The sequence below is a fragment of the Micromonospora noduli genome (genome assembly GCF_003264365.1).
GTDB classification, from domain to species: domain Bacteria; phylum Actinomycetota; class Actinomycetes; order Mycobacteriales; family Micromonosporaceae; genus Micromonospora; species Micromonospora noduli.
Genome location: NZ_PYAK01000084.1, coordinates 1 through 18,484, shown reverse-complemented (window position 1 = coordinate 18,484; position 18,484 = coordinate 1). Strand labels below are relative to the sequence as shown.

The following is an 18,484-nucleotide window of genomic DNA, read 5'->3' as shown; positions in this document are numbered from 1 at the left end:
AGGGTGAGGTGCCGGTCGCGGGTGGCGCGGCGTGCTTCGGCGTCGAGGGCGGCTTGGGTGGCGGCGTCGGCGATGTCGGGGGCGACGTGGTCGAGGATGCGGGTGCCGAGTTTGCGCAGATGGGTGGGGTCGAACTGGCTGGCCCAGTCGGTGAGCAGGCTGACGGCCTTGTCGGCGGCCTGCGTGCCGGCGGTGGCCTGGACGGTGGCGGCGGTGTCGGTGATGACCCGGGCCTGGTCGAGGCTGAGGTGCCCGTCGGCTAGGGCTTGTCGTATCCCGGGGTTGCCGGTGTCGAGGACCGTGGCGAGGTCGACGAGGCGGCGGGCGTCCGGGACGGTGAGTCGCAGGCGTTCGCGGAGCCAGACCGCGGTGCAGGAGGCTCCTTGGGTGCGGGCGGTGCCGCGACCGTCGACCTCACGGATCAGGGCGAGGGTGACGGCGGCGAGGCGTTGCTGAAGACGGTGCGCGGCGTCGAGCGCGGCGATCAGCTCGTGCTCCGGCAGGGCCCAGGCGGCGGCGTCGACGCAGGCAGAGATCGCATCGTCTGCCTGCGCCAACTCCTCGACCATGACCCGACACTAGAACAGGTGTACGACACTTTCAGTTGCCATGATCGATGTGCCGGCTGGTCACCGGAGACTTGTCGGCACCCGCCCGGCGAGGACCCGTGCCGCCACCGTGAGGACCACCGTCGTCACGCTCAACAGCAGGAGGCGGCAGTCGACCGGCGGTGACGGTCACAGGCCGGCGTGCATGGTCAGGCTCTGCCGCAGGTGGAGTTTCGGCCTGGACCCGACGACCGAGCCGACGACCTCGCCCCCACGGAACACCAGCAGCGTCGGCAGGGACATGACTGCGTAGCGCCGCGTGGCCTGCGGGTTGTCGTCGGAGTTGAGCTTGGCGATGGTCATCCGGTCGCCGAACTCCCCTGCCAGCTCGACAAGGCTCTTCTCGATCATCTTGCACGGCGGGCACCACTCCGCCCAGAAGTCGACGACCACGGGCCGGTCGCTGGCCAGCACCAACTCGGCGAACGTGTCGTCGGTGACGGTGATCAGGGAGCTGACGCTCGTCTCCTGGGGCATGTTTCCTCCCGGTGCGCGATTGCGTGGGTGAGCTGGGTGTGCAACTGCTGACGGACCGCTCCGAGCCGATCGAGGTAGTCGTCGACCTCGGCGAGCTTGCGTCGCAGCACCAGCACGGAATCCGGACAGACGTTGCCGGACTCGTTGCCCGCTCGCAGGCAGGCGACGAACGGACGGACGTCGTCGAGGCCGAAGCCGACGTCGAGCAGCGCCCGGATCTCCTGGACGACCCGCAGCTCCGCCTCGTCGTAGACGCGGTAGCCGTTCGCCGAGCGCTGCGGGTGTACCAACCCGTGGGCCTCGTAGTAGCGCAGCGTTCGAGTGCTCGTGCCTGCTCGTTCCGCCAGCTCGCCGATCAGCATCAGACCTCCTCGACCAGCCTGTCGCGACCAGGCTAAACCTTGTCGTCAGCGTCAAGGCAAGGCTGCTCCCGGTCCCGAGCACGGCTCAGGGCGCCGCGTGGCGGCGCCCTGAGCGTCTGCGGGCTCCGAACTAGCCGATGCGGAACTGGTCGCCGTACACGGCGAACACCAGTGGCGTGTTCAGGTTGAAGTTGCCGTTGTTGAGGAACACCCGCTGGGCGGTGTCGACGCGGGAGGTGTCCGAGTGGGCCACCTCCTTCTTCATCTCGACCACCCGCTCGTCGAGGAACGCGTTGAGCCAGGTCCGCTCGTCACCGCCCTGGGCTGGCGGCTTGGCCCGGTTCAGGGCGCGGTTGCGGATCTGGCGCATGCCCTCGTACCCGTGCATGACCGCCGCGTCGTAGTAGGCGAACTGGCCGAGCGCCCGGACCTGGTCGTTCTTGCCGTCGCGTACGGATGGGTTGAAGTAGACCCGGTCGCGTTCGGCCTCCTGGGCGGCCTGGAACACCGAGTCGGTGGCTGCGGTCCGCCAGTCGCGGGGGAAGTTGGGGTCGAGGCCGGCGTGAGAAGAGGTGCCGTTGACGTTGCGCAGCGCCGGCAGGTAGCCGGCGAGCACGTTGCCCGGCTTGGTGCGGGTGTACGCCTCGACCAGTTCGAGCATGTCGCCGGTGCCGGAGCAGAAGCCGATGATGCCGGCGGTGTAGCCGCGCCCGTCGCCGATGTCCTCGATGTAGGAGAACTGCGCGCGCCAGTCGAGCGAGGAGTTCTCCGCGGCCGAGACGAGTTGCATGGCGACGTTCTTCTTCGCCGGGTCGTCGAGGTTGGTCCCGCTCGGGTTGGTGGGGGTGGGCGTGGGGGTGCTGCCGCCGCCCGGCAGGGTCCACCGCTGGTTCGTGGTGCCGCCGCAGGTCCAGATCTGCAGCCGGGCGCCGTTCGCGGTGCTCCGGTCGGTGACGTCGAGGCACTTGCCGGAGCCGGAGTTGACGAGCGCGCCGTTGCTGGCGGTCCACTTCTGCGCGCCGGTGTTGTTGCAGTCGTACAGCTGCACCTTGGCGCCGTTGGCGGTCGACGCGGCGGTGACGTCGAGGCACTTGCCGAGTGCCCGGATCGAGGTGTCGGTGTTGCCGACGGTCCACGTCTGGGCCGCGCTGCCGTTGCAGTCGTAGAGCTGGACGGGCGTGCCGTTGGCCGAGCTGGCGCCGGCCACGTCGATGCACTTACCACCGAGGCCGGTGATCGGGCCGGCGGTCGCGGCGCTCGCCGACGGCAGGCCGTAGCCGACGGCGGCGACGCCGACCAGCAGGGTGCCCACGACGTAGGCGGCTGTTCTCTTGTGAACCATGGGTGTTCCTCGGGGAAGGGGCGGCGTGCCGCCAGCCGGTCGGTGGCCCGGCGCGGCGGTTCAGCCCCGGCGGGCACCGCGAGCATCAGGAAACTCTATTAACAGATATCAGTACGTCGATTCCTCGTCAATCGACGACAGCGAGGCGTGACGGCGTCTGTTCATCCCGTCGTTGGCAAGACGTACCCGCCGGTGGCTATCGTCGGGCCGTAACTGATCAAGGGGCCGCGCCGTCGGAACCAGCACCGTCCGACGGACAGAAGATGGTCATGGAGTCGAGTCTGCGCGCCCGGGTGCGCGCCGGGGACCCCGGCGCGTTCGCCGAGCTGTTCGACACGTACGCGCGCTCGGTGTACAACCACGCGTTCCGGCTGACCGCCGACTGGGCCACGGCGGAGGACGTCATGGCCGCGACGTACCTGCAGGCCTGGCGTTCCCGGGAGCGGGTCTCCGAGGAGGGCGGGTCGTTGCGTCCCTGGCTGCTCGGCATCGCCACCAACGAGGCCCGCAACCACGCCCGCAGCAACCGTCGCTACCGCAGGGTGGCCGCCGCGCTGCTCGCCTCCGACTTCACAGTGCCCGACCACGCCGACGAGGTCGCCGGCCGACTCGACGACAGCCGACGCATCGCTGCCGCCATTGACGCGTTGGCCCGGCTGCGCCGAAACGAGCGCGAGGTGCTGACCCTGTGCTTGTGGGAGGGCCTCGACTACGAGTCCGCGGCGGAGGCGCTCGGTGTTCCGGTCGGCACGGTGCGCTCCCGTCTGTCGCGAGCCCGCGCCCGGCTCCGTACCCTCGTCGACGCTCCGCCGCGCGCCGCACGGCCGCCGGTCGTGGACGCCTCACTCGTGCGGGAGGGCGGCCAGTGAGCGCGCCGGACCCGGTCGAGTGGGCGAAGATCGCCCCCCACCCCGGTGACCACGACCTGCCAGCGGGTCGGCATGAGCTGCACCGCGGCCGCCTGCTGGCGGCGATCGCGCAGGAGCCGCGTACCCGAAGAAGGGCTCTCGTGTCGGTGCGGCCCGCGCTCGCGGCGGCCGCGTTGGTAGTGGTCATGGCGGGGATCGGCGGAGGATTCGCGACCCGGTTCGGCGACGCGCCCCCGGCCGCGCTCCCGTCACCCGAGGCGTCCCGTCCGGCCGCTCGGCCGGCGCCGCCGGGCACGGCCGCCAAGAATCGTGGGTACGGCACGGTGCGCCAACTCACCGACACGGCCGACCTGGTGGTCCGCGGCGAGATGACGTCGGTGACGGATGGGCGGGCGGTCTACCGGGTGGCGGAGGTGCTCTACCGCGCCCCGGGCGCCTCGGTGCCCACCGAGATCATGGTGGCCGCGGAGCCAGCCGGGGCGGCAGCCCGCCCGACTGTCGTCTACCTGGGCCTCGTCGACCCGGGTGCGGGCGTCTACCACCCGCTCGGCGGGGAGTTCGGGATCTTCGACCTCGCCGGGGAGACGGCCACCAGCCGGTCACCGGCGATGTCGGTGACCGGTCTGCGTACCGAGGACGCCACCGCGGCGGGTCGCGCGTTCGTCACCACGTTGGCCGAGCTTCGTCAGCTCGCGCGCGAGCGGCGCTGAACCCGGAGAAGCTGAGCCCGGAAGAGCTGAGCCCGGAAGAGCTGAGGCCCGGGAAAAAGAATGGAACTCGGCGCTCGGGACGCACAGATAGAAGGCGTAAGCAGTGCCGCGTTCCGAGCGAGACGGCCCGGGACGGCACCGAGACGCGAGGAGCGTTCCATGGCAGTCGACAGTCGTCGTACCCGGGCTATGTGGGCCACGGCCGCCGCCGTGCTGTCCGCCGCGGCGTTGTCCGCCTGCGGCAGCGGCAGCGCGGACCCGGCGGCCGCGCCCGCCCCGAGCAGCGCCGCCCCGAGCAGCGCGGCCACGCCGACTGACGTCGCGCCACCACCGATCAAGGGCAAGCTGCGCGGGTACGCCACAGTGCGGCAGCTCAGCGACGCCGCGGATCTGGTCGTACGCGGTGAGGTCGAGGCGGCCGGATTCCGGGTCGACGAGGTGCTGCGCGCGACGACCGGATCGACAGTGCGGGCCGGGGCGCGGATCACGCTCGCCCCGCTGCCCGCCGGTGTGCCGGACATGGCGCACATGTCGAAGCTCGAGGCCGGCCAGGTCGTGGTGCTCTACCTGGCCCAGGACCCGGCTGCCCCGACGTTCCGGACGCTCAGCGGCGACTTCGGCGTGTTCGACCTGACCGGGTCCGGCGCGGAGGCCGTCGCCACGACCCGCTCGCAGGCCATGGCTGTCAGCGGTCTGAACGCCGAGGACCCGGCCGCGTCCGGCCACGGTTTCCGCACCACTCTCGGCCAGCTGCGGGCCGTCGCCGCCCAGGCCGAGTAGGACGAGTGGGCACGCGGACGGCACCCGCCGAGTGCCGTCCGCGCGGTCACTGTTCCCGGTAGGTGGCCAGGTCGAAGTCGGCGTGCACGCCGTCGCCGCCCAGGTCCTGTACCCACAGGCCGAGAAACGCCCCGGTGAAGCCCCACGCCGCCGGCTCACCGTCGATGATCAGCGCGGCGTGCTCGTCGGACAGGATGGTCGCGTCCAGCTCGACCGGTAGCCGCTGCCAACCGGCGCCGAGGTCGTAGTCGAAGCGCACCGCCGGTCCGTCGAAAACGGCCCGCAGACCGACCCGGGTGACGCCGTCGGCATCGACGGTCAGCTCGGGGTACGCGGTGCGCCGCCCGTTGTCGGAGCTGAGCAGCTCCAGCACCGTCCGGCCGTCGTCGGCCCGGGTCAGGTAGAGGTGGTGCCAGTTGAGCGTGTTGTAGTAGGCGGTGATCCCGGCGAGCTGACGGTGGTCGGCCGGTTCGAACTCCACCACGGTCTCCAGCGAGCACTCCCTTGCGCCGACGCGTCGCCCGACCAGGCTGGGTGCCTGTCGACCGACCGGCGACTGCCCGCCGTGGACCCGCAGGTACGACGGGCGGGTGTGCAGGTCGACCCAGTCCGGGGTGGCCGGCCGACGCAGCGTCGACCAGCACCGGCCCAGCTCGGGGGCGTCGAAGTGGTCCGTCTCGGGCTCCGCCGGCCAGGGGTGGGCGGGCAGGTCGGGTGCGACGACGTCGTCCGCGGGCACCCCGCCGGCGATCCGCGGCCAGCCGCCCGACGGCCACTCGACCCGCTGGATCGCGGTTTCCCGACCCAGCACGCAGTTGCCCAGCGGGGAGTACGGGCGACCGACCAGGTGGGCCAGGTACCACTCGCCGTTCTGCGTGTGGACCAGGCTGCCGTGACCGGCCTTCTGCAACCGCAGGTCGGGCCGGCCGAAGGAGGTGAGCAGTGGCCCGTCCGGGTCCACCTCGTACGGTCCGAACAGCTCCCGGGACCGCGCCACGGTGACCTGGTGCTCCCAACTGGTGCCGCCCTCGGCGGTGATCAGCCAGTACCAGCCGTCGTGGCGGTACAGGTGCGGACCCTCGGTGACCCCGACCGGAGAACCGGTGAACAGGATGCGAGGGCTGCCGACCAGACGGCGTGCGGCCCGGTCGTACTGCTGGATCTCGATGCCACCGAAGCGGTCGCGGCCGGGCCGCCAGTCCGCGCTCATGCCGAGCAGCCAGGTGGTGCCGTCGTCGTCGTGGAACAGCGCCGCATCGAACCCGCGCCCGTGCAGTTTCACCGGATCGGACCAGGGGCCGGTGATGTCCTCGGCGGTGACCAGGAAGTTCTGCGGATCCCAGTAGCCGCTGGCGAAGCTGGCCACGTCGCTGTAGACGAGGTGGAACTGACCGTCGTGGTATGTCAGGTCGGGCGCCCACACCCCGTTGGAGTCGCCGCATCCGCGCAGATCGAGCAGGCGCCGGTCGGTGATGATCCCACCCAGGCTGCGCCAGTTCACCAGATCACGCGAGTGGTGCACGAGGACGCCCGGGTACCACTCGAAGGTCGAGGTGGCCAGGTAGTAGTCGTCGCCGACGCGCAGGATCGACGGGTCCGGGTGGAACCCGGCAAGGACGGGATTGCGGATCGACCGGGTAGCGGTCGCCACGTTAGCGATGTCGGTCGACACGAGCACTCCTCTGGACGGGCTGTCTGGAACTTCCGGAAAATCGTGGTCCCGGATCACTGGAAGCCCTGCTTACGCTAGCCGGTCTTTTCGCAATAGGACAGAGGTCTTGACCGCTGGGACAACAGCTCGTAGCGTGCCGGCCATCGATCGGCATTACCGGCGAAGCATCGAAAGTTTCGGAGATCCATAGCTCCGCAGGGGGGACCGTGGGCACGGAGAACGGCCGAAACGTCACCATCGCCATGATCGCGCGGTTGGCCGGAGTCTCCGTGCCCACCGTCTCCCGGGTCATCAACGGCCGCTCCGACGTCGCCCCCGACACCCGCGAGCGCGTCGAAGCGCTACTCAACCGGCACGGCTACCGCCGCCGCTCACCGGCCCGGCGCACGGACGCCGCCCTCATCGACCTGGTCTTCAACGATCTGGACAGCCCGTGGGCCGTGGAGATCATCCGCGGGGTGGAGGACGTCGGCCAGACCAGCGGCGTCGGCACCGTCGTGTCGGCCATCCACTGGCGCATCTCCTCGGCCAAGCAGTGGCTCGACAACATGCGTACGCGCTCCACCGAGGGAATCATCTTCGTGACCTCGATGGTGAACCCACCGTTGCAGGCCGAGCTGCGCCGGCTCCACCTGCCGGTCGTCATCATCGACCCGGCCGGGGTCGACCCGCAGGAGTCACCCACCATCGGTGCCACCAACTGGGCGGGCAGCCTCAGCGCCAACCAGTACCTGATCAGCCTCGGCCACCGCCGCATCGGCTTCATCGCCGGCCCGCCGCACCTGATGTGCAGCCGGGCCCGGATGGACGGCTACCGGGCCGCCCTCGGCGCCGCCGGGATCCCCATCGACGACGCCCTGATCCGCCCCGGCAACTTCTACCACGAGGCCGGCTTCACAGCGGGTACGCAACTGCTGGCCCTGGCCGACCCGCCCACCGCCATCTGCGCCTCCAGCGATCAGATGGCACTCGGCGTGTACGAGGCGGTCCGCAAACGGGGTCTGCGGGTGCCCGACGACGTCAGCGTGGTCGGCTTCGACGATCTGCCGGAGGTGCGATGGTGCTCGCCACCGTTGACCACCGTCCGGCAACCCCTGGCCGAGATGGGAATGCTGGCCGCGCGGACCGTGCTGCGCCTCGCCGGCGGCGAGAGGACCGAGAGCCCCCGGGTCGAACTCGCCACCGAACTCATCGTCCGCGACAGCGCCGCACCACCACGCCAGTGACCTTCCTCAGCCGACGCGCAGAGCGTCGTCGACGCCCGTCTCCCGGCGGCCGAGGTGCGCCGGATCCCGACCGGAGAGCAGATCCAGCGCGGCCTTCAGGCAGGCGCCGTTCTCCCGGGACGAACTGAACCACCACGTCTGGGCGTACCGCTTCGCGCTGTCGTCGCCCACGCCGTTGGCGTCGATGCCGAGGCGCCGGCACAGCGCCACGGCGCGCGGTAGGTGGAAGGTCTGGGTCACCACGGTTGCTTGCCGCACCCCGAAGATCCGCTCGGCGCGCGCACACGAGTCGTACGTGTCGAAGCCGGCGTAGTCCGGCACCACCTTGTGCGCTGGTACACCCCGCTCCACGAGCCAGTTCCGCATCGCGGCGGGCTCGTTGTAGTCGGCGTTCATGTTGTCGCCCGACACGAGGATCGCCCGTACTTTGCCGGCGTCGAACAGCCGCCGTGCGATCTCCAACCGGGCGGTGAGGACGGGTGAGGGCGTGCCGTCGGCGTCCACCTTGGTGCCCAGGACCAGGGCGACCGGCGCGTCCGGCACCTCGGCCTCGCCGTAGAGGTGGCCCTTCGCGGTGTCGCGGATCCACGTCACGCTGGCCACCGTGCCGCCGGTCAGCACCACGATCCCCACCGCGAGCGCGAGGACCGTACGGCGGACCAACCGCCGGTGCTCCCCGTACCACCGTCTGGCCGCGCCGAATCGTCCCCGCATGCCGCAAGGCTATTCCGGTCGCGCTCACGACTGTCGTCGGCGTACGCGCGACCGTCCCGAGCAGCGAACGAAGACCGTTGTCTATGGACAATCGCTCGCTGTTAGCGCTAACGTGACGGACAGTCGTCGATACTCGACCGACCTCGGGCCGCCGTGACGGAGCTGTCGCCATTGGCCCGAGGCGTGACGGACGACGATCGTGGCGTGGGGCGGGTGGCACGTGGCCGGCGCGAGACGGCCCGAGACCACCACTGGGCGACCCGCGCGCCACGCGGCCGAGGCAGGAACGGCCACCGGGATTCCAGGGCACCGCAGCAGCCGGACAATCGTGCGACGACAACCGGTCCGCTCTCCTGCCCAGCGGCCGCCGCTGGGAAGGAGCCCGCACCTGGGCTGCCCTGATGGCGACCGTCGGCCCCAACCCTGGCCGCCGGGTCGCGTCCCGCTGCTCGGAGTCCGGGCCCGAGCAGCGGGGCGCACACCCGCACAAGCAACCGACGGAGTACGCCGGCGTCGGTCACCCGTCAGCTTCGGGTCCACCGCTGACTGTTCGTGCCGTTGCAGCTCGACAGAACCGCAGGGGTGCCGTTGGCGGTCCCGGCGGCATTGGGCGTCAGGCACAGGCCGGACTGCACGCCGGTCACCGTGCCATCGGTGTTGACGTTCCACTGCTGGTTGGTGCCGCCATTGCAGTCCCAGATGATCACCCGGGTGCCCGGCGAGGTCCCGGCGCCCTCGGCGTCCAGGCACTTCGTGCCGTACACCTGGAGTTGTTTCGCGGCGGTCGACGTCCACTGCTGGTTGGTGCCGCCGTTGCAGTCCCACAACGTCAACTGGGTGCCGTTGGTCTGCGACCGCGACGGAACGTCGAGGCAGCGGTTGGCACCGGTGTTGCGCAGCGGCGCCGACGTGCCGCCGGGTGGTGGGGTGGTGGGGCTCGTGGTGTCGAAGCCGAGGAACCGGATGGCCTGCGCGGCGTCGAACGGGATGGAGTGGCCGTAACCCTGGAAGCTGATCGCCTCGACGGGCGCCGTGCCGCCGGTGCCCCCGTACCGGGTGCGGGTGGCGCTGGTCTGCGGCGAGTCGGTGAAGCTGGGGGCCTGCGACACGCCCAGCACGTTGGTCCACTGCTTGATCTGCTCGCCGAAGTTGACGTAGCTCAGCGTGGTGTCCGTGGTGCCGTGCCAGATCTGGAACCGGGGACGCTTGCCGGAGTAACCGGGGTAGGCGTTGCGGACCAGGTCACCCCACTGCTGCCCGGTCCTGACGATGCGTCCGCCGGAGCACTCGCTGTTCCACTCCGCGCCGTTGGTGGTGGCGAAGCACCCGAACGGGACCCCGGAGGAGCTGAACCCGGCGTTGAACAGGTCAGGGTAGAGGCCGACCATGACGTTGGTCATCATGGCGCCGGAGGAGAACCCACCCACACCGATCCGGTTGGCGTCGACCGGGTAGCGGCTCCGGACGTGGTCGACCATGGACTTGAGGCCCACCGGATCGCTGCCGCCGTCACGCCGTAGGGCCTGCGGTGACGAGACGTCCCAACACTTGCTGCTCCGGGTCACCGACGGGTAGATCACGATGAAGCCGTAGCGGTCGGCGAGGGTGCTCAGCCCGAAGCCGCTGTGCACCGCCGGGCCGCTGCCGGTGCAGTAGTGCAGGGCGAGGAGCAGGGCCGGCTGGGCCGCGACCCGATCCGGCACGTACAGGTGCATCTGGAGGTTCGTCGGGTTGGTGCCGAAGTTGGTCACCTGGGTGAGCGTCGCGGCGGATGCCGGGGTGGCGACCGTGACCACGGCCGTCGCCGTCGCCAGGGCCGTCGCCAGCGCGGCGGCCAGCAGTGCGATCCTTGATCTCATCGGCGGTTCCTCTTGTCGTGAGTCGGGGACCCGGCGGCAGCACGGCGGTCCGGCGCAGGCGGTCGACGGCGGCGTCCGGGCGGTCCCGAGGCGTGCGACGTCCGCCGCGCGTCACCGGCGGCTGCGGACAAATCCTGATGCGACGTCCACCTGCCCAGGGACGTCCTGACCACTGAGGTCAGATCAGCGAGGGGCCTCCCGGTGAGCCACTGACGCTGATCGCCTCGCATCGACTGTGAGCGATAACATGCCGTTCGTCAAGCTGTAACGTATGACGTCTGTGGATCCCGCCCGCCAGCTCAGCTGGCGAACAACATCCGCGGCGGGAACTCTCCACTTGATCGCCACGCGTTGACGATCTTTGCCGTGATGGTCACCACTAGTCCCGCGTTCGCTGCAGCAGCTGCTCGGCCCTGGCGTCGGAGGCCCGGTACCGGTCGGCGTTGGCGCGCAGCTTTTCGGAGGTGTCCCGGACCGATCCGGCCGCGTCGGCGATGCCCTCGACCAGGGTGCGTTGCAGGCCGCCCAGCAGGAGCGGCATGATCGCGCAGAGTTGCCCGTACGCGTCGGCGCTCAACTGGACGTGCTGACCGGCCTGACGCGCGGTCTCCAGGCCGTCGGCGTTACGCCTGATGTGATCGGCGTGGGTGGTCAGGTCGTCTGGGTCGACCTGGAAGCCATCACCGTTGGACATCTGGCCGGCTCTCCTGCGCGCCCAGTCGGCGCTGGTAGGAGTCGATGACGGCCCGGCCGGTCGGGTCGCTGTCGCCAAGGGTCTCGGTGGTCGCCTCGGTGAGCCGCTTCAGCAGGTCGGCGTGGGCGGCTCTGGTGGTGTCCATGATGTGGCGGGCGGTCTGTGCCGAGGGGTGCTGCCGGATCCGTTCATCAAGCCGCAGATCAATCAGCAGGCCGCTCGAGTCGACGGTCACCTGCACCGAACGGTCAGGGCTGGTGGCGGAGCCGGTGAGCCCCTGCACCTGGGTGGAGAGCGTCCTTGCTCGGGCCGCGCGGTCAGCCATCGATGCTTGCCACTCATCGAGGCGGCGCCCCGCGGCGTCCAACGCGGCTTCGTCCGTCCACATACCGACCCCCCGGTGACAGGCGCCCGTCGCCGCCTAGGCCGTCGCGACGTTACCAATCGGCGGCGTTCGGTGTGGTCCCGCCCAGCGCGGCGAAGACGACGCCTGACGCACCTTGAGATTGTCGAACCGACAGTGCCATTGTGGTACGTCGATGAAGAGCCGCGCGCGGGGCTGACGCCCGTCCACTGGGCAGCCGGGATCCAGATGTGATCTCCGGGGGACGGTGACACAAGCGATGGACCAACCAGAGTCTGCCGTCCACGAGATCGCCCGTCCCCACGTCGCACGCTGACCGGTCGGGCGGCTCATCTGCGTGAAGGAACCCCGCCCATGCGTAAACCGAAGACCCGAGCAGCACTCCTGGCGGGCCTGCTGCTCGCCGCGAGCGCGCTCGCGGGCGTCAACCCGCCCACCGCCAGCGCGGCGGCCGACCCGGTCACCGTGACCGTCAACACCCGCGCGGGACTGGCGACCGTGCCGGACACCGCTCTCGGCGTCAACCACGCCATCTGGGACACGAACCTCGGCACCGCCGAGACGTCGGACCTGCTCAGAGATGCCGGCGTGCAGATGATGCGCTACCCCGGCGGCTCGTACGCCGACATCTACCACTGGAAGGACCACACCGCGCCCGGCGGTTACGTCGCGCCGGGGACCGACTTCGACACCTTCATGGCGGCGGTCCGGCGCGTCGGCGCGCAGCCGATGATCATCGCGAACTACGGCACCGGTACGCCCGCCGAGGCCGCCGACTGGGTGCGGTACGCCAACGTGACAAAGGGCTACGACGCGCGTTACTGGACCGTCGGCAACGAGAACTACGGCAACGGCCACTACGGGTCCGCGTGGGAGGCCGACGACCACCCCGACAAGAGCGCGACACAGTACGCGAGGCTGGTCGTCGAGTACGCCGACGCGATGAAGGCGGTCGACCCGAGCATCAAGGTCGGAGCGGTGCTGACCATGCCGGGGAACTGGCCGGACGGGATCACCGCCGGCAGCGACCCGGGCCCGTGGAACCAGACGCTGCTCTCCATCGCCGGCCCGAAGATCGACTTCGTGGACGTGCACTGGTACCCGGGCGGCACCGCGGCCGAGTCGCTGGCCCGCGTCAATCACCTACCCGACGCCACCTACTTGCTGCGGCAGCAGCTCGCCCGGTACGCCGGCCCGAACGCCGACCGCATCGGCATCAGCTTCACCGAGCTGAACGTCGACGCCGGCCGCAACACCCAACCGGCCGCGCTGTTCCTCGCCGACGTCTACAGCGGTCTGCTGGAGAACGGCGTCTTCACCGCCCACTGGTGGAACGTGCACAACGGCATGGGCACCGTGACGCAGGTGGCCGGTCAGACCGACTACGGCGACTTCGGGATGCTCTCCAGCGGGGCCTGCACCGAGGACGGCTCGGTCTGCCAACCGCCGCTGAACACACCGTTCGCGCCGTACCACGGGCTGAGCATGATGAAGCTCTTCGCGAAGACCGGCGACCAGTTCGTTCGCGCCGGCACCGACGAGCCCCTGGTCACCGCCCACGCCGTCCGCCGGAGCAACGGGGACCTCGCCGTGCTGCTGGTGAACAAGGACCCGGACAACGACCACCCGGTCACCATCGACTACGCCGGGTTCACCCCGTCGGCCGTCGCGCCGACGGTGTCCACCCTCACCAACGGCGCCACCGGCATCGTCACCAGCCAGTCCGGCTCGGCGACCAGCCGGACGCTGCCCGCGTACTCGTTGACCACGCTCGTGCTGCGCCCGGCCGGCGCGACCGCCGGACGGCCGGCGGCACCGGGCCAGCCGACCGCGAGCGGCGTCACCGACCGCGCCGCGACGATCACCTGGCCGGCGTCCACCCCGGGCGGCAGCCCGATCGCCAAGTACGAGGTGCACCGGCAGAACGGCGCGGTCAGCGAGCAGCTCGGCGAGACGGCGTCCACCTCGTTCACTGTCGGCAACCTCGTGCCGGGCAGCAGGTACACCGTCAACGTGCTGGCCCGCGACACCGCCGGACGGGTCTCCTGGGCCTCACCGCCGCTCACCTTCGCCACCGGCAGCCCCGCCGCCAGTACGTGCACCGTCCGTTTCAGCGCCAACAACGACTGGGGCAACGGTTACATCGGCGGCGTCGAGATCATCAACAACGGGTCCCGCCCGATCAACGGCTGGACGCTCACCTGGACCTGGCCCACCGGCTGGCAGCAGGTGAGCAGTGGTTGGAGCGCCACCTGGGAGCAGGTCGGCACCGCGGTGCGGGTCACGCCCACCACCGACAACCGGCAGATCGCCGCCGGCGGCACCGTGAGCGCCGGCTTCGTCGGCGCGTACGGCGGACCGAACGTGCTGCCCACGGCGTTCAGCCTCAACGGCACCATCTGCGCCACCGGCTGACGCCGCGACGGTCGGCTGGCCCGTTCGTCGGGTCAGCCGACCGTCGGGTCAACCGACCTGTCGAACGGTTACCGTGGCCGACCCGGTCTCGTCCGCCCACGGGTCCAGCACCAGGGCGTACGTGCCGCCGGTCGGCAGCGGGCCCATCTCGAACCGCCCGGCACCGCCGATGACGCAGCCACTGCCCACCGCCTCGCCGCCTGGGCCGGTGACGGTCAGAATCGCGCACCGGTCGGGAAGGCTGGCGGCGCTCACCTCGACGGTGAGGCGCTTGCCGTTGTCGGCGGGAAACCGCAGACGGCTCACCGCACCGGGGCGGCTGACCGACAGGGTGACCGCCCGTCCGTCCGCGACGGTGTCCCGCTGCTCGTCGCTGGCGTCGCGCAGCCGCACGTCCGCCGAGCCGGTGTCGGTGGAGGTCCCGTCGACCTCCAGCACGTACCGGCCGGTGGCCGGCAGAACGAACCCGTCGACATGTCCCTGGCCGCCGATCACGCAGCCGCTGGTTACCTGTTCACCGGCTGGGTCGCGCAGGCGCAGCAGGTTGCACCGGTCCGGCAGTGTGGCGTCGGTGACCTGGAGGAAGACCTTCTGACCGGCGCGGCCGTCGAAGGACAGGCGGCTGACCGCGCCCGGTTGGGCGAGCGTCGCCCGGACCGGGGGCCCGTCCAGCGCGAGCGTCTTCTCCTCGTCGGTCACCGCAACGACCCGTACCGTCGCTCGACCGAGATCGGCATCCCACGGGTCGAGCACCACCTGATGGTCGCCGGTGGCGGTCAACGTGGTCGTGTCGATGAAGCCGACACCGGAGATGACGCAGCCTGTCGCCAGCTGACGGCCCTGCGGGTCGAGCAGCAGCAACACCCCGCAGCGATCCGGCACGGTGGCGGCGGGCATCTCCACGAAGATCTTCTGACCGGCCCGGCCCGGCACCTTCATCGCGGCCGTGGCGCCCGCCCGGGTCACCGCCAGGTCGACGTCACCGGCAGCGGGCGCGTCGCGCTGCGCGCGGGCGGCGTCCTCGGCGAACGCCACCTGCCCGGTGAGGCCGACGTCGAGCACACAGTCGGCGAGGATCTGCGGATCGGTGACACCGGCCCGCCGGCAGACGAGTTCGGCGGTGGCCCGGTTGGGCAGGTCCCCGACGGTGAGCAGTCGGTCCGGGAAGCGCCGGTCGGTGAACGTCCCGGTGTTCTGCCCCGGCTCGTAGTCGAACAGCGACCGTTGCGCCTCGACGCGCCAACTGTCGGCGAAGCCGGGGTACAGCGCCTCGAACGTGGGCGGCTGTGTCACCCGATTCCCCTTGCGCACGGCCAGGTCGTCGCCGGGGTCACCGTCATGGTCGCCGAGCAGGCCCTCCAGCCTCCCGGCCCGGGCGGTGGGCGCGCTGACGCTCACGCTCAACCCCCACACCCCGATCGGCTGCGCGGTCAGCCGAGCGCCGTCCGGCCACTCCACTGTCACCGTGCCGTCTCCCCAGGTGGTGACGGTGCCACCGCGAGGCAACTTCACGCCGTCGGGTGCGGACACCGGCGCGGCGCCGTTCACCCGGACCGCCGGGCCGTCAGGTGTGACGTACACGCCGACCCGGTCGCCGGCCACCCGAACCGCGACGGCCGAGTTGACAGCCACCACCGAGCTGGCCGGGAACATCGTCTGTCGTACCTGGACCTCGAAGCCGTCGGTCGTCGAGCGGGTCAGCACGAACTCCCCGGCGGCCTGGAAGTCGTACCGCAGACCGTCGTAGGTGAGCAGGTGCGGGTCGCCGTTGCTGTTCGCGCACCGGTAACCCTTGCCGATCACCGAGATCGAACAACCACCACCACCGGATGGTCGGGGCCTGGGCCGGTCGCAGTCCTTGCCGTTCGACGGCAGCGGCAGCCCGCTGTACGTCGTGCGCAGCGGCACCCCCACGGCCTTGCGGTACGCGTTCTCCGCCAGCACCGCGTGCACCTCGCTGGGATCCACCTTGCTGGCTAACTGGCCGCCCTGGGTGCAGAACCGCCCCCGCTCGATGCCGTTGGCCAGGTCGAGGGCATGGTTCATCTCGTGGATGAGGGTGGCGCACTGGTCCTCGGTGAAGCCGGCACCCTCGTCGTCCAGCTTCCGCCCGTCGTTCTCCGGCACCCAGTTGATCTGCACGTCGCTACCTGGGATGTACTTGGTGGTGCTGCTCTCCGAGTCGAGGATGGGCCTACGGACCTTGATCTTCTTTCCGGAGCGTTCCAACTCTTCGAGCACCTTGCCGTTGCCGGAGCTGCGAATCTGTCCGACGCAGCCCGCGTACTCCGTCTGGAGGTCAGGATCAACGTTGACCACGGCGGACGCCGCCTGTGGGGCGAGCAGCACCAGGACGCCCGCAAGGATGGCACCCAGTCGCACCCGGCTCCGCAACCCGGTCACGCGCCCCTCACCTCGAACGCGACAGTGCCCTGCTCGGCCGTCGCGGCGCAGGCATCCGCCGGCACACCGCGCAGCGGCGCCCGCAGGTAGCCCAGCACCAACCGGTACGCCCCCGGTTGGTCGACCGGCCACCAGGTCACGGTGGCCCCACCCCGCCCGTCCGGGGCGGAGGTGGTCAGCGCCGCGCCGACCGGGCTCTGCGGGTCGCTGCCCAGCCTCAGCTCCACCGACCCACGCGGCGGCACCCGCACCAGGTTCTCGACCAGGTACGCGGTGAAGTCCCGGTAGTAGGCGGCGCCGCCGACCGCGGGTGCCACCGCCGTGCCGTCGCGGGTCAACGACATGACCGTCACCGCCCCGTCCGGCACCCGACTGAGTTGGCACTCGGCGTCGCGGTTGTTGACCAGCTTCAACCGAAGACTGATCTGCTCACCCACCCGGTACGACGGTTGGCCGGCGCTGACGGTCAGGCCGACCGTCGCCGTGCCGCTGGTCGGCGTCGGTGACGGACGTGACCGTCTGCACCCGACCGTGGTCGCCATCAGCAGCACGGCGAGACCACCGGCGAGCGCCGCCGTCCCTGCGCGGGGTACGCCCATGGGCCGCGAGCCTCCTCCGGGTGCCGACGGTCGGCACAGATCCCGGCCAGCCTGCGCCGACGGGTGCCGGGAGCGCTGTCGTGATCCGGCCCGGTGGATGTCCGCTAGCCGACCCGAGGGCGGGCACCGCCACATCCGGTGCCCGCCCTCCGGCTACCGTCAGCCGTCCACGCTGCGGAAGGTCCTGCTGGCGCACGGGTAGCCCAAGTAGTCTTCCGGGCCGTTCGCCGTGCAGATATCCATCCGGACCACGTCGTTCGCGTAGACCTGCGCCGGATCCCAGATGACCGACGACCCGGATCCGCCGCCGTTGTACCGGGTGTCGATCAGGACGCCATTGACGTAGACGCGACCCAGGACCCCGTCACCATTCGCGCACGTGTCCGACACGATGAAGTAGTCGTCGTTCATGCCGCCGCCGGGCGCGCCTTCGCCATAGTCGACGAATGCGATACGACCAGCCTGGCACGATGCATTGTCGTCCCAGAGCGTCATGTCACTGTTGTCGTTGTGAGCGGCGAAGGCTGGTGAGCCTGTGGCAACGAGGGCGGCGGTTACCGCGAACGCCATTGACAGCTTGAGTCCAAGACGCCGGACCTTCATGCGTGACCTCCATGACCGGTGGTATCGGCTTGATGAATCCTTCGAAGCGTATTGATGAATCTGAAAGGATTGCTACCGCTACGGTCTGTTCCGCACAACACGCCGATGTCCGGCCTGGTCAATGGCGTGTTCGGTCTTGTCCCGAACAGACAAACCGACTCGCCACCGCCCGCACGCCGGGCGGCTTCCGCCGTCGAGCGCCGCCTCACCATCAGATCTTGGACAGTTTCCGTTCTGCCGTAACGGAAACTGTCCAAGATCTGCACGGGCTCCGGTACGAACGCGGCCGCCACGTTTCGGGTCCTCCCACCAGCCGCGCCTGCCCGGCATCGTGGGCGTACGGGACTCGAAGGACCCCGAAGGGCCGGCGCTGGTCTTCGGGCCGGTGGCCTGGCGGGCGTTCGTCACCGAGGTCGCCCAGCGGTCGTAGCCGATCCCCGAACGCGCCGAAGCGCCCGCCCCCAGTAGAGGGGACGGGCGCTTCGCTGTGCGGCCTCCGTCAGCCCACCACCGACCGCAGTGGCACCTTGGCGGCATTCAGCGCGCGTACCAGATCACGCGCGAACGGGTGTTCGTCCACCTGGAGCCCCTGCGGGTTCGGGATCACGACGTACGCCGAACCGTTCTTCTCGGACGCCTGCGCGTCGGCGGTGAAGCGTTCGACGATCGCCCTGGTGCGGGCCAGGTCGCCGGCCGCCACCTGGATGGTGATCGGCCGCCAGCCGCCGCCCAGGTCCGGCGGCACCGGCGCGGCGGCGGCGCTGGCGCGCGCCGCGTCGACGCCGGC

At 70.6% G+C, this 18,484-nt stretch carries 17 protein-coding genes and 2 pseudogenes; 6 read left to right on the top strand and 13 right to left on the bottom strand.

The features are described 5' to 3' along the window. From GUI43_RS31210 to GUI43_RS34995, 4 genes are all read right to left on the bottom strand, one after another. On the bottom strand, positions 1 to 569 hold a 569-nt coding region (locus tag GUI43_RS31210; protein WP_146765975.1), incomplete at its 3' end, for a DUF222 domain-containing protein. Positions 570 to 737: 168 nt separating this feature from the next. Then, on the bottom strand, positions 738 to 1,085 hold the full coding sequence (gene trxA / locus GUI43_RS31205) for a thioredoxin (protein WP_112700402.1): 348 nt from the start codon (positions 1,083 to 1,085) through the stop codon (positions 738 to 740). Beyond that, complete coding sequence (locus tag GUI43_RS31200; RefSeq protein ID WP_112588930.1) at positions 1,055 to 1,447, bottom strand: MerR family transcriptional regulator; 393 nt, start codon at positions 1,445 to 1,447, stop codon at positions 1,055 to 1,057. Before GUI43_RS31200 ends, trxA begins: the two co-directional genes overlap by 31 nt. Before the next feature lie 130 nt (positions 1,448 to 1,577). Further along, positions 1,578 to 2,789 carry a chitosanase gene (locus GUI43_RS34995; protein WP_211326788.1) on the bottom strand — a complete coding sequence of 404 codons (1,212 nt, stop codon included), beginning with the start codon at positions 2,787 to 2,789 and terminating at the stop codon, positions 1,578 to 1,580. 269 nt (positions 2,790 to 3,058) lie between these two features. Between GUI43_RS34995 and GUI43_RS31190 the strand changes: the two genes are divergently transcribed. The 3 genes from GUI43_RS31190 (at position 3,059) to GUI43_RS31180 (ending at position 5,148) form a co-directional block, all read left to right on the top strand. After that, a complete protein-coding gene (locus GUI43_RS31190; protein ID WP_112700404.1) occupies positions 3,059 to 3,658 on the top strand; it encodes an RNA polymerase sigma factor in 600 nt (199 codons plus the stop codon). Continuing rightward, on the top strand, positions 3,655 to 4,368 hold the full coding sequence (locus GUI43_RS31185) for a hypothetical protein (RefSeq protein WP_112700400.1): 714 nt from the start codon (positions 3,655 to 3,657) through the stop codon (positions 4,366 to 4,368). The genes GUI43_RS31190 and GUI43_RS31185 overlap by 4 nt, the downstream gene beginning before the upstream one ends. Positions 4,369 to 4,527: 159 nt before the next feature. Further along, positions 4,528 to 5,148, top strand: a complete 621-nt coding sequence (locus tag GUI43_RS31180) for a hypothetical protein (protein WP_146754533.1) — start codon at positions 4,528 to 4,530, stop codon at positions 5,146 to 5,148. Positions 5,149 to 5,194: 46 nt separating this feature from the next. On the opposite strand, the gene GUI43_RS31175 is transcribed toward GUI43_RS31180, so the two are convergent. After that, on the bottom strand, positions 5,195 to 6,820 hold the full coding sequence (locus GUI43_RS31175; protein ID WP_112603142.1) for a glycoside hydrolase family 43 protein: 1,626 nt from the start codon (positions 6,818 to 6,820) through the stop codon (positions 5,195 to 5,197). A gap of 242 nt (positions 6,821 to 7,062) precedes the next feature. Between GUI43_RS31175 and GUI43_RS31170 the strand changes: the two genes are divergently transcribed. Further along, entirely contained in the window at positions 7,063 to 8,046 is a 984-nt protein-coding gene (locus tag GUI43_RS31170; RefSeq protein WP_373861107.1) for a LacI family DNA-binding transcriptional regulator, read from the top strand. Positions 8,047 to 8,052: 6 nt separating this feature from the next. On the opposite strand, the gene GUI43_RS31165 is transcribed toward GUI43_RS31170, so the two are convergent. From GUI43_RS31165 to GUI43_RS31150, 4 genes are all read right to left on the bottom strand, one after another. Beyond that, on the bottom strand, positions 8,053 to 8,760 hold the full coding sequence (locus tag GUI43_RS31165; protein WP_112700397.1) for a SanA/YdcF family protein: 708 nt from the start codon (positions 8,758 to 8,760) through the stop codon (positions 8,053 to 8,055). A 524-nt stretch (positions 8,761 to 9,284) separates the two neighbouring features. Further along, positions 9,285 to 10,619 carry an extracellular catalytic domain type 1 short-chain-length polyhydroxyalkanoate depolymerase gene (locus tag GUI43_RS31160; RefSeq protein ID WP_112700395.1) on the bottom strand — a complete coding sequence of 445 codons (1,335 nt, stop codon included), beginning with the start codon at positions 10,617 to 10,619 and terminating at the stop codon, positions 9,285 to 9,287. Positions 10,620 to 10,998: 379 nt separating this feature from the next. After that, on the bottom strand, positions 10,999 to 11,313 hold the full coding sequence (locus tag GUI43_RS31155; RefSeq protein WP_112700393.1) for a type VII secretion target: 315 nt from the start codon (positions 11,311 to 11,313) through the stop codon (positions 10,999 to 11,001). Next, positions 11,300 to 11,638: a YbaB/EbfC family nucleoid-associated protein gene (locus GUI43_RS31150; RefSeq protein ID WP_249037901.1), complete on the bottom strand. Its 339-nt coding sequence runs from the start codon at positions 11,636 to 11,638 to the stop codon at positions 11,300 to 11,302. Before GUI43_RS31150 ends, GUI43_RS31155 begins: the two co-directional genes overlap by 14 nt. A 393-nt stretch (positions 11,639 to 12,031) precedes the next feature. Between GUI43_RS31150 and GUI43_RS31145 the strand changes: the two genes are divergently transcribed. After that, positions 12,032 to 14,092, top strand: a complete 2,061-nt coding sequence (locus GUI43_RS31145) for a cellulose binding domain-containing protein (RefSeq protein WP_112588947.1) — start codon at positions 12,032 to 12,034, stop codon at positions 14,090 to 14,092. A gap of 48 nt (positions 14,093 to 14,140) precedes the next feature. On the opposite strand, the gene GUI43_RS31140 is transcribed toward GUI43_RS31145, so the two are convergent. The 3 genes from GUI43_RS31140 to GUI43_RS33600 all read right to left on the bottom strand — a co-directional run bounded on the left by GUI43_RS31140 (position 14,141) and on the right by GUI43_RS33600 (position 17,697). Then, positions 14,141 to 16,495: a VWD domain-containing protein gene (locus GUI43_RS31140; RefSeq protein ID WP_170158807.1), complete on the bottom strand. Its 2,355-nt coding sequence runs from the start codon at positions 16,493 to 16,495 to the stop codon at positions 14,141 to 14,143. Beyond that, positions 16,492 to 17,094: a hypothetical protein gene (locus GUI43_RS34100; protein WP_170158806.1), complete on the bottom strand. Its 603-nt coding sequence runs from the start codon at positions 17,092 to 17,094 to the stop codon at positions 16,492 to 16,494. The genes GUI43_RS31140 and GUI43_RS34100 overlap by 4 nt, the downstream gene beginning before the upstream one ends. Before the next feature lie 159 nt (positions 17,095 to 17,253). After that, positions 17,254 to 17,697, bottom strand: coding sequence for a hypothetical protein (locus tag GUI43_RS33600; protein WP_146765974.1), 444 nt, complete (start codon positions 17,695 to 17,697; stop codon positions 17,254 to 17,256). A gap of 319 nt (positions 17,698 to 18,016) precedes the next feature. On the opposite strand from GUI43_RS33600, the pseudogene GUI43_RS31130 reads away from it, so the two are divergent. Then, a pseudogene (locus GUI43_RS31130) lies at positions 18,017 to 18,127 on the top strand (DUF397 domain-containing protein); the annotation flags it as partial. A 69-nt stretch (positions 18,128 to 18,196) separates the two neighbouring features. Here the strand turns inward: GUI43_RS31130 and GUI43_RS31125 are convergent. After that, positions 18,197 to 18,484: pseudogene (locus GUI43_RS31125) on the bottom strand (M14 family zinc carboxypeptidase); the annotation flags it as partial.

Coding starts and splice junctions, on each gene's coding strand:
- GUI43_RS34995 (WP_211326788.1), bottom strand. CDS start 2,789: ATGGTTCACAAGAGAACAGCCGCCTACGTCGTGGGCACCCTGCTGGTC.
- trxA (WP_112700402.1), bottom strand. CDS start 1,085: ATGCCCCAGGAGACGAGCGTCAGCTCCCTGATCACCGTCACCGACGAC.
- GUI43_RS31180 (WP_146754533.1), top strand. CDS start 4,528: ATGGCAGTCGACAGTCGTCGTACCCGGGCTATGTGGGCCACGGCCGCC.
- GUI43_RS31155 (WP_112700393.1), bottom strand. CDS start 11,313: ATGTCCAACGGTGATGGCTTCCAGGTCGACCCAGACGACCTGACCACC.
- GUI43_RS33600 (WP_146765974.1), bottom strand. CDS start 17,697: ATGAAGGTCCGGCGTCTTGGACTCAAGCTGTCAATGGCGTTCGCGGTA.
- GUI43_RS31150 (WP_249037901.1), bottom strand. CDS start 11,638: ATGGCTGACCGCGCGGCCCGAGCAAGGACGCTCTCCACCCAGGTGCAG.
- GUI43_RS31200 (WP_112588930.1), bottom strand. CDS start 1,447: ATGCTGATCGGCGAGCTGGCGGAACGAGCAGGCACGAGCACTCGAACG.
- GUI43_RS31170 (WP_373861107.1), top strand. CDS start 7,063: ATGATCGCGCGGTTGGCCGGAGTCTCCGTGCCCACCGTCTCCCGGGTC.
- GUI43_RS31190 (WP_112700404.1), top strand. CDS start 3,059: ATGGAGTCGAGTCTGCGCGCCCGGGTGCGCGCCGGGGACCCCGGCGCG.
- GUI43_RS31165 (WP_112700397.1), bottom strand. CDS start 8,760: ATGCGGGGACGATTCGGCGCGGCCAGACGGTGGTACGGGGAGCACCGG.
- GUI43_RS34100 (WP_170158806.1), bottom strand. CDS start 17,094: ATGGGCGTACCCCGCGCAGGGACGGCGGCGCTCGCCGGTGGTCTCGCC.
- GUI43_RS31160 (WP_112700395.1), bottom strand. CDS start 10,619: ATGAGATCAAGGATCGCACTGCTGGCCGCCGCGCTGGCGACGGCCCTG.
- GUI43_RS31145 (WP_112588947.1), top strand. CDS start 12,032: ATGCGTAAACCGAAGACCCGAGCAGCACTCCTGGCGGGCCTGCTGCTC.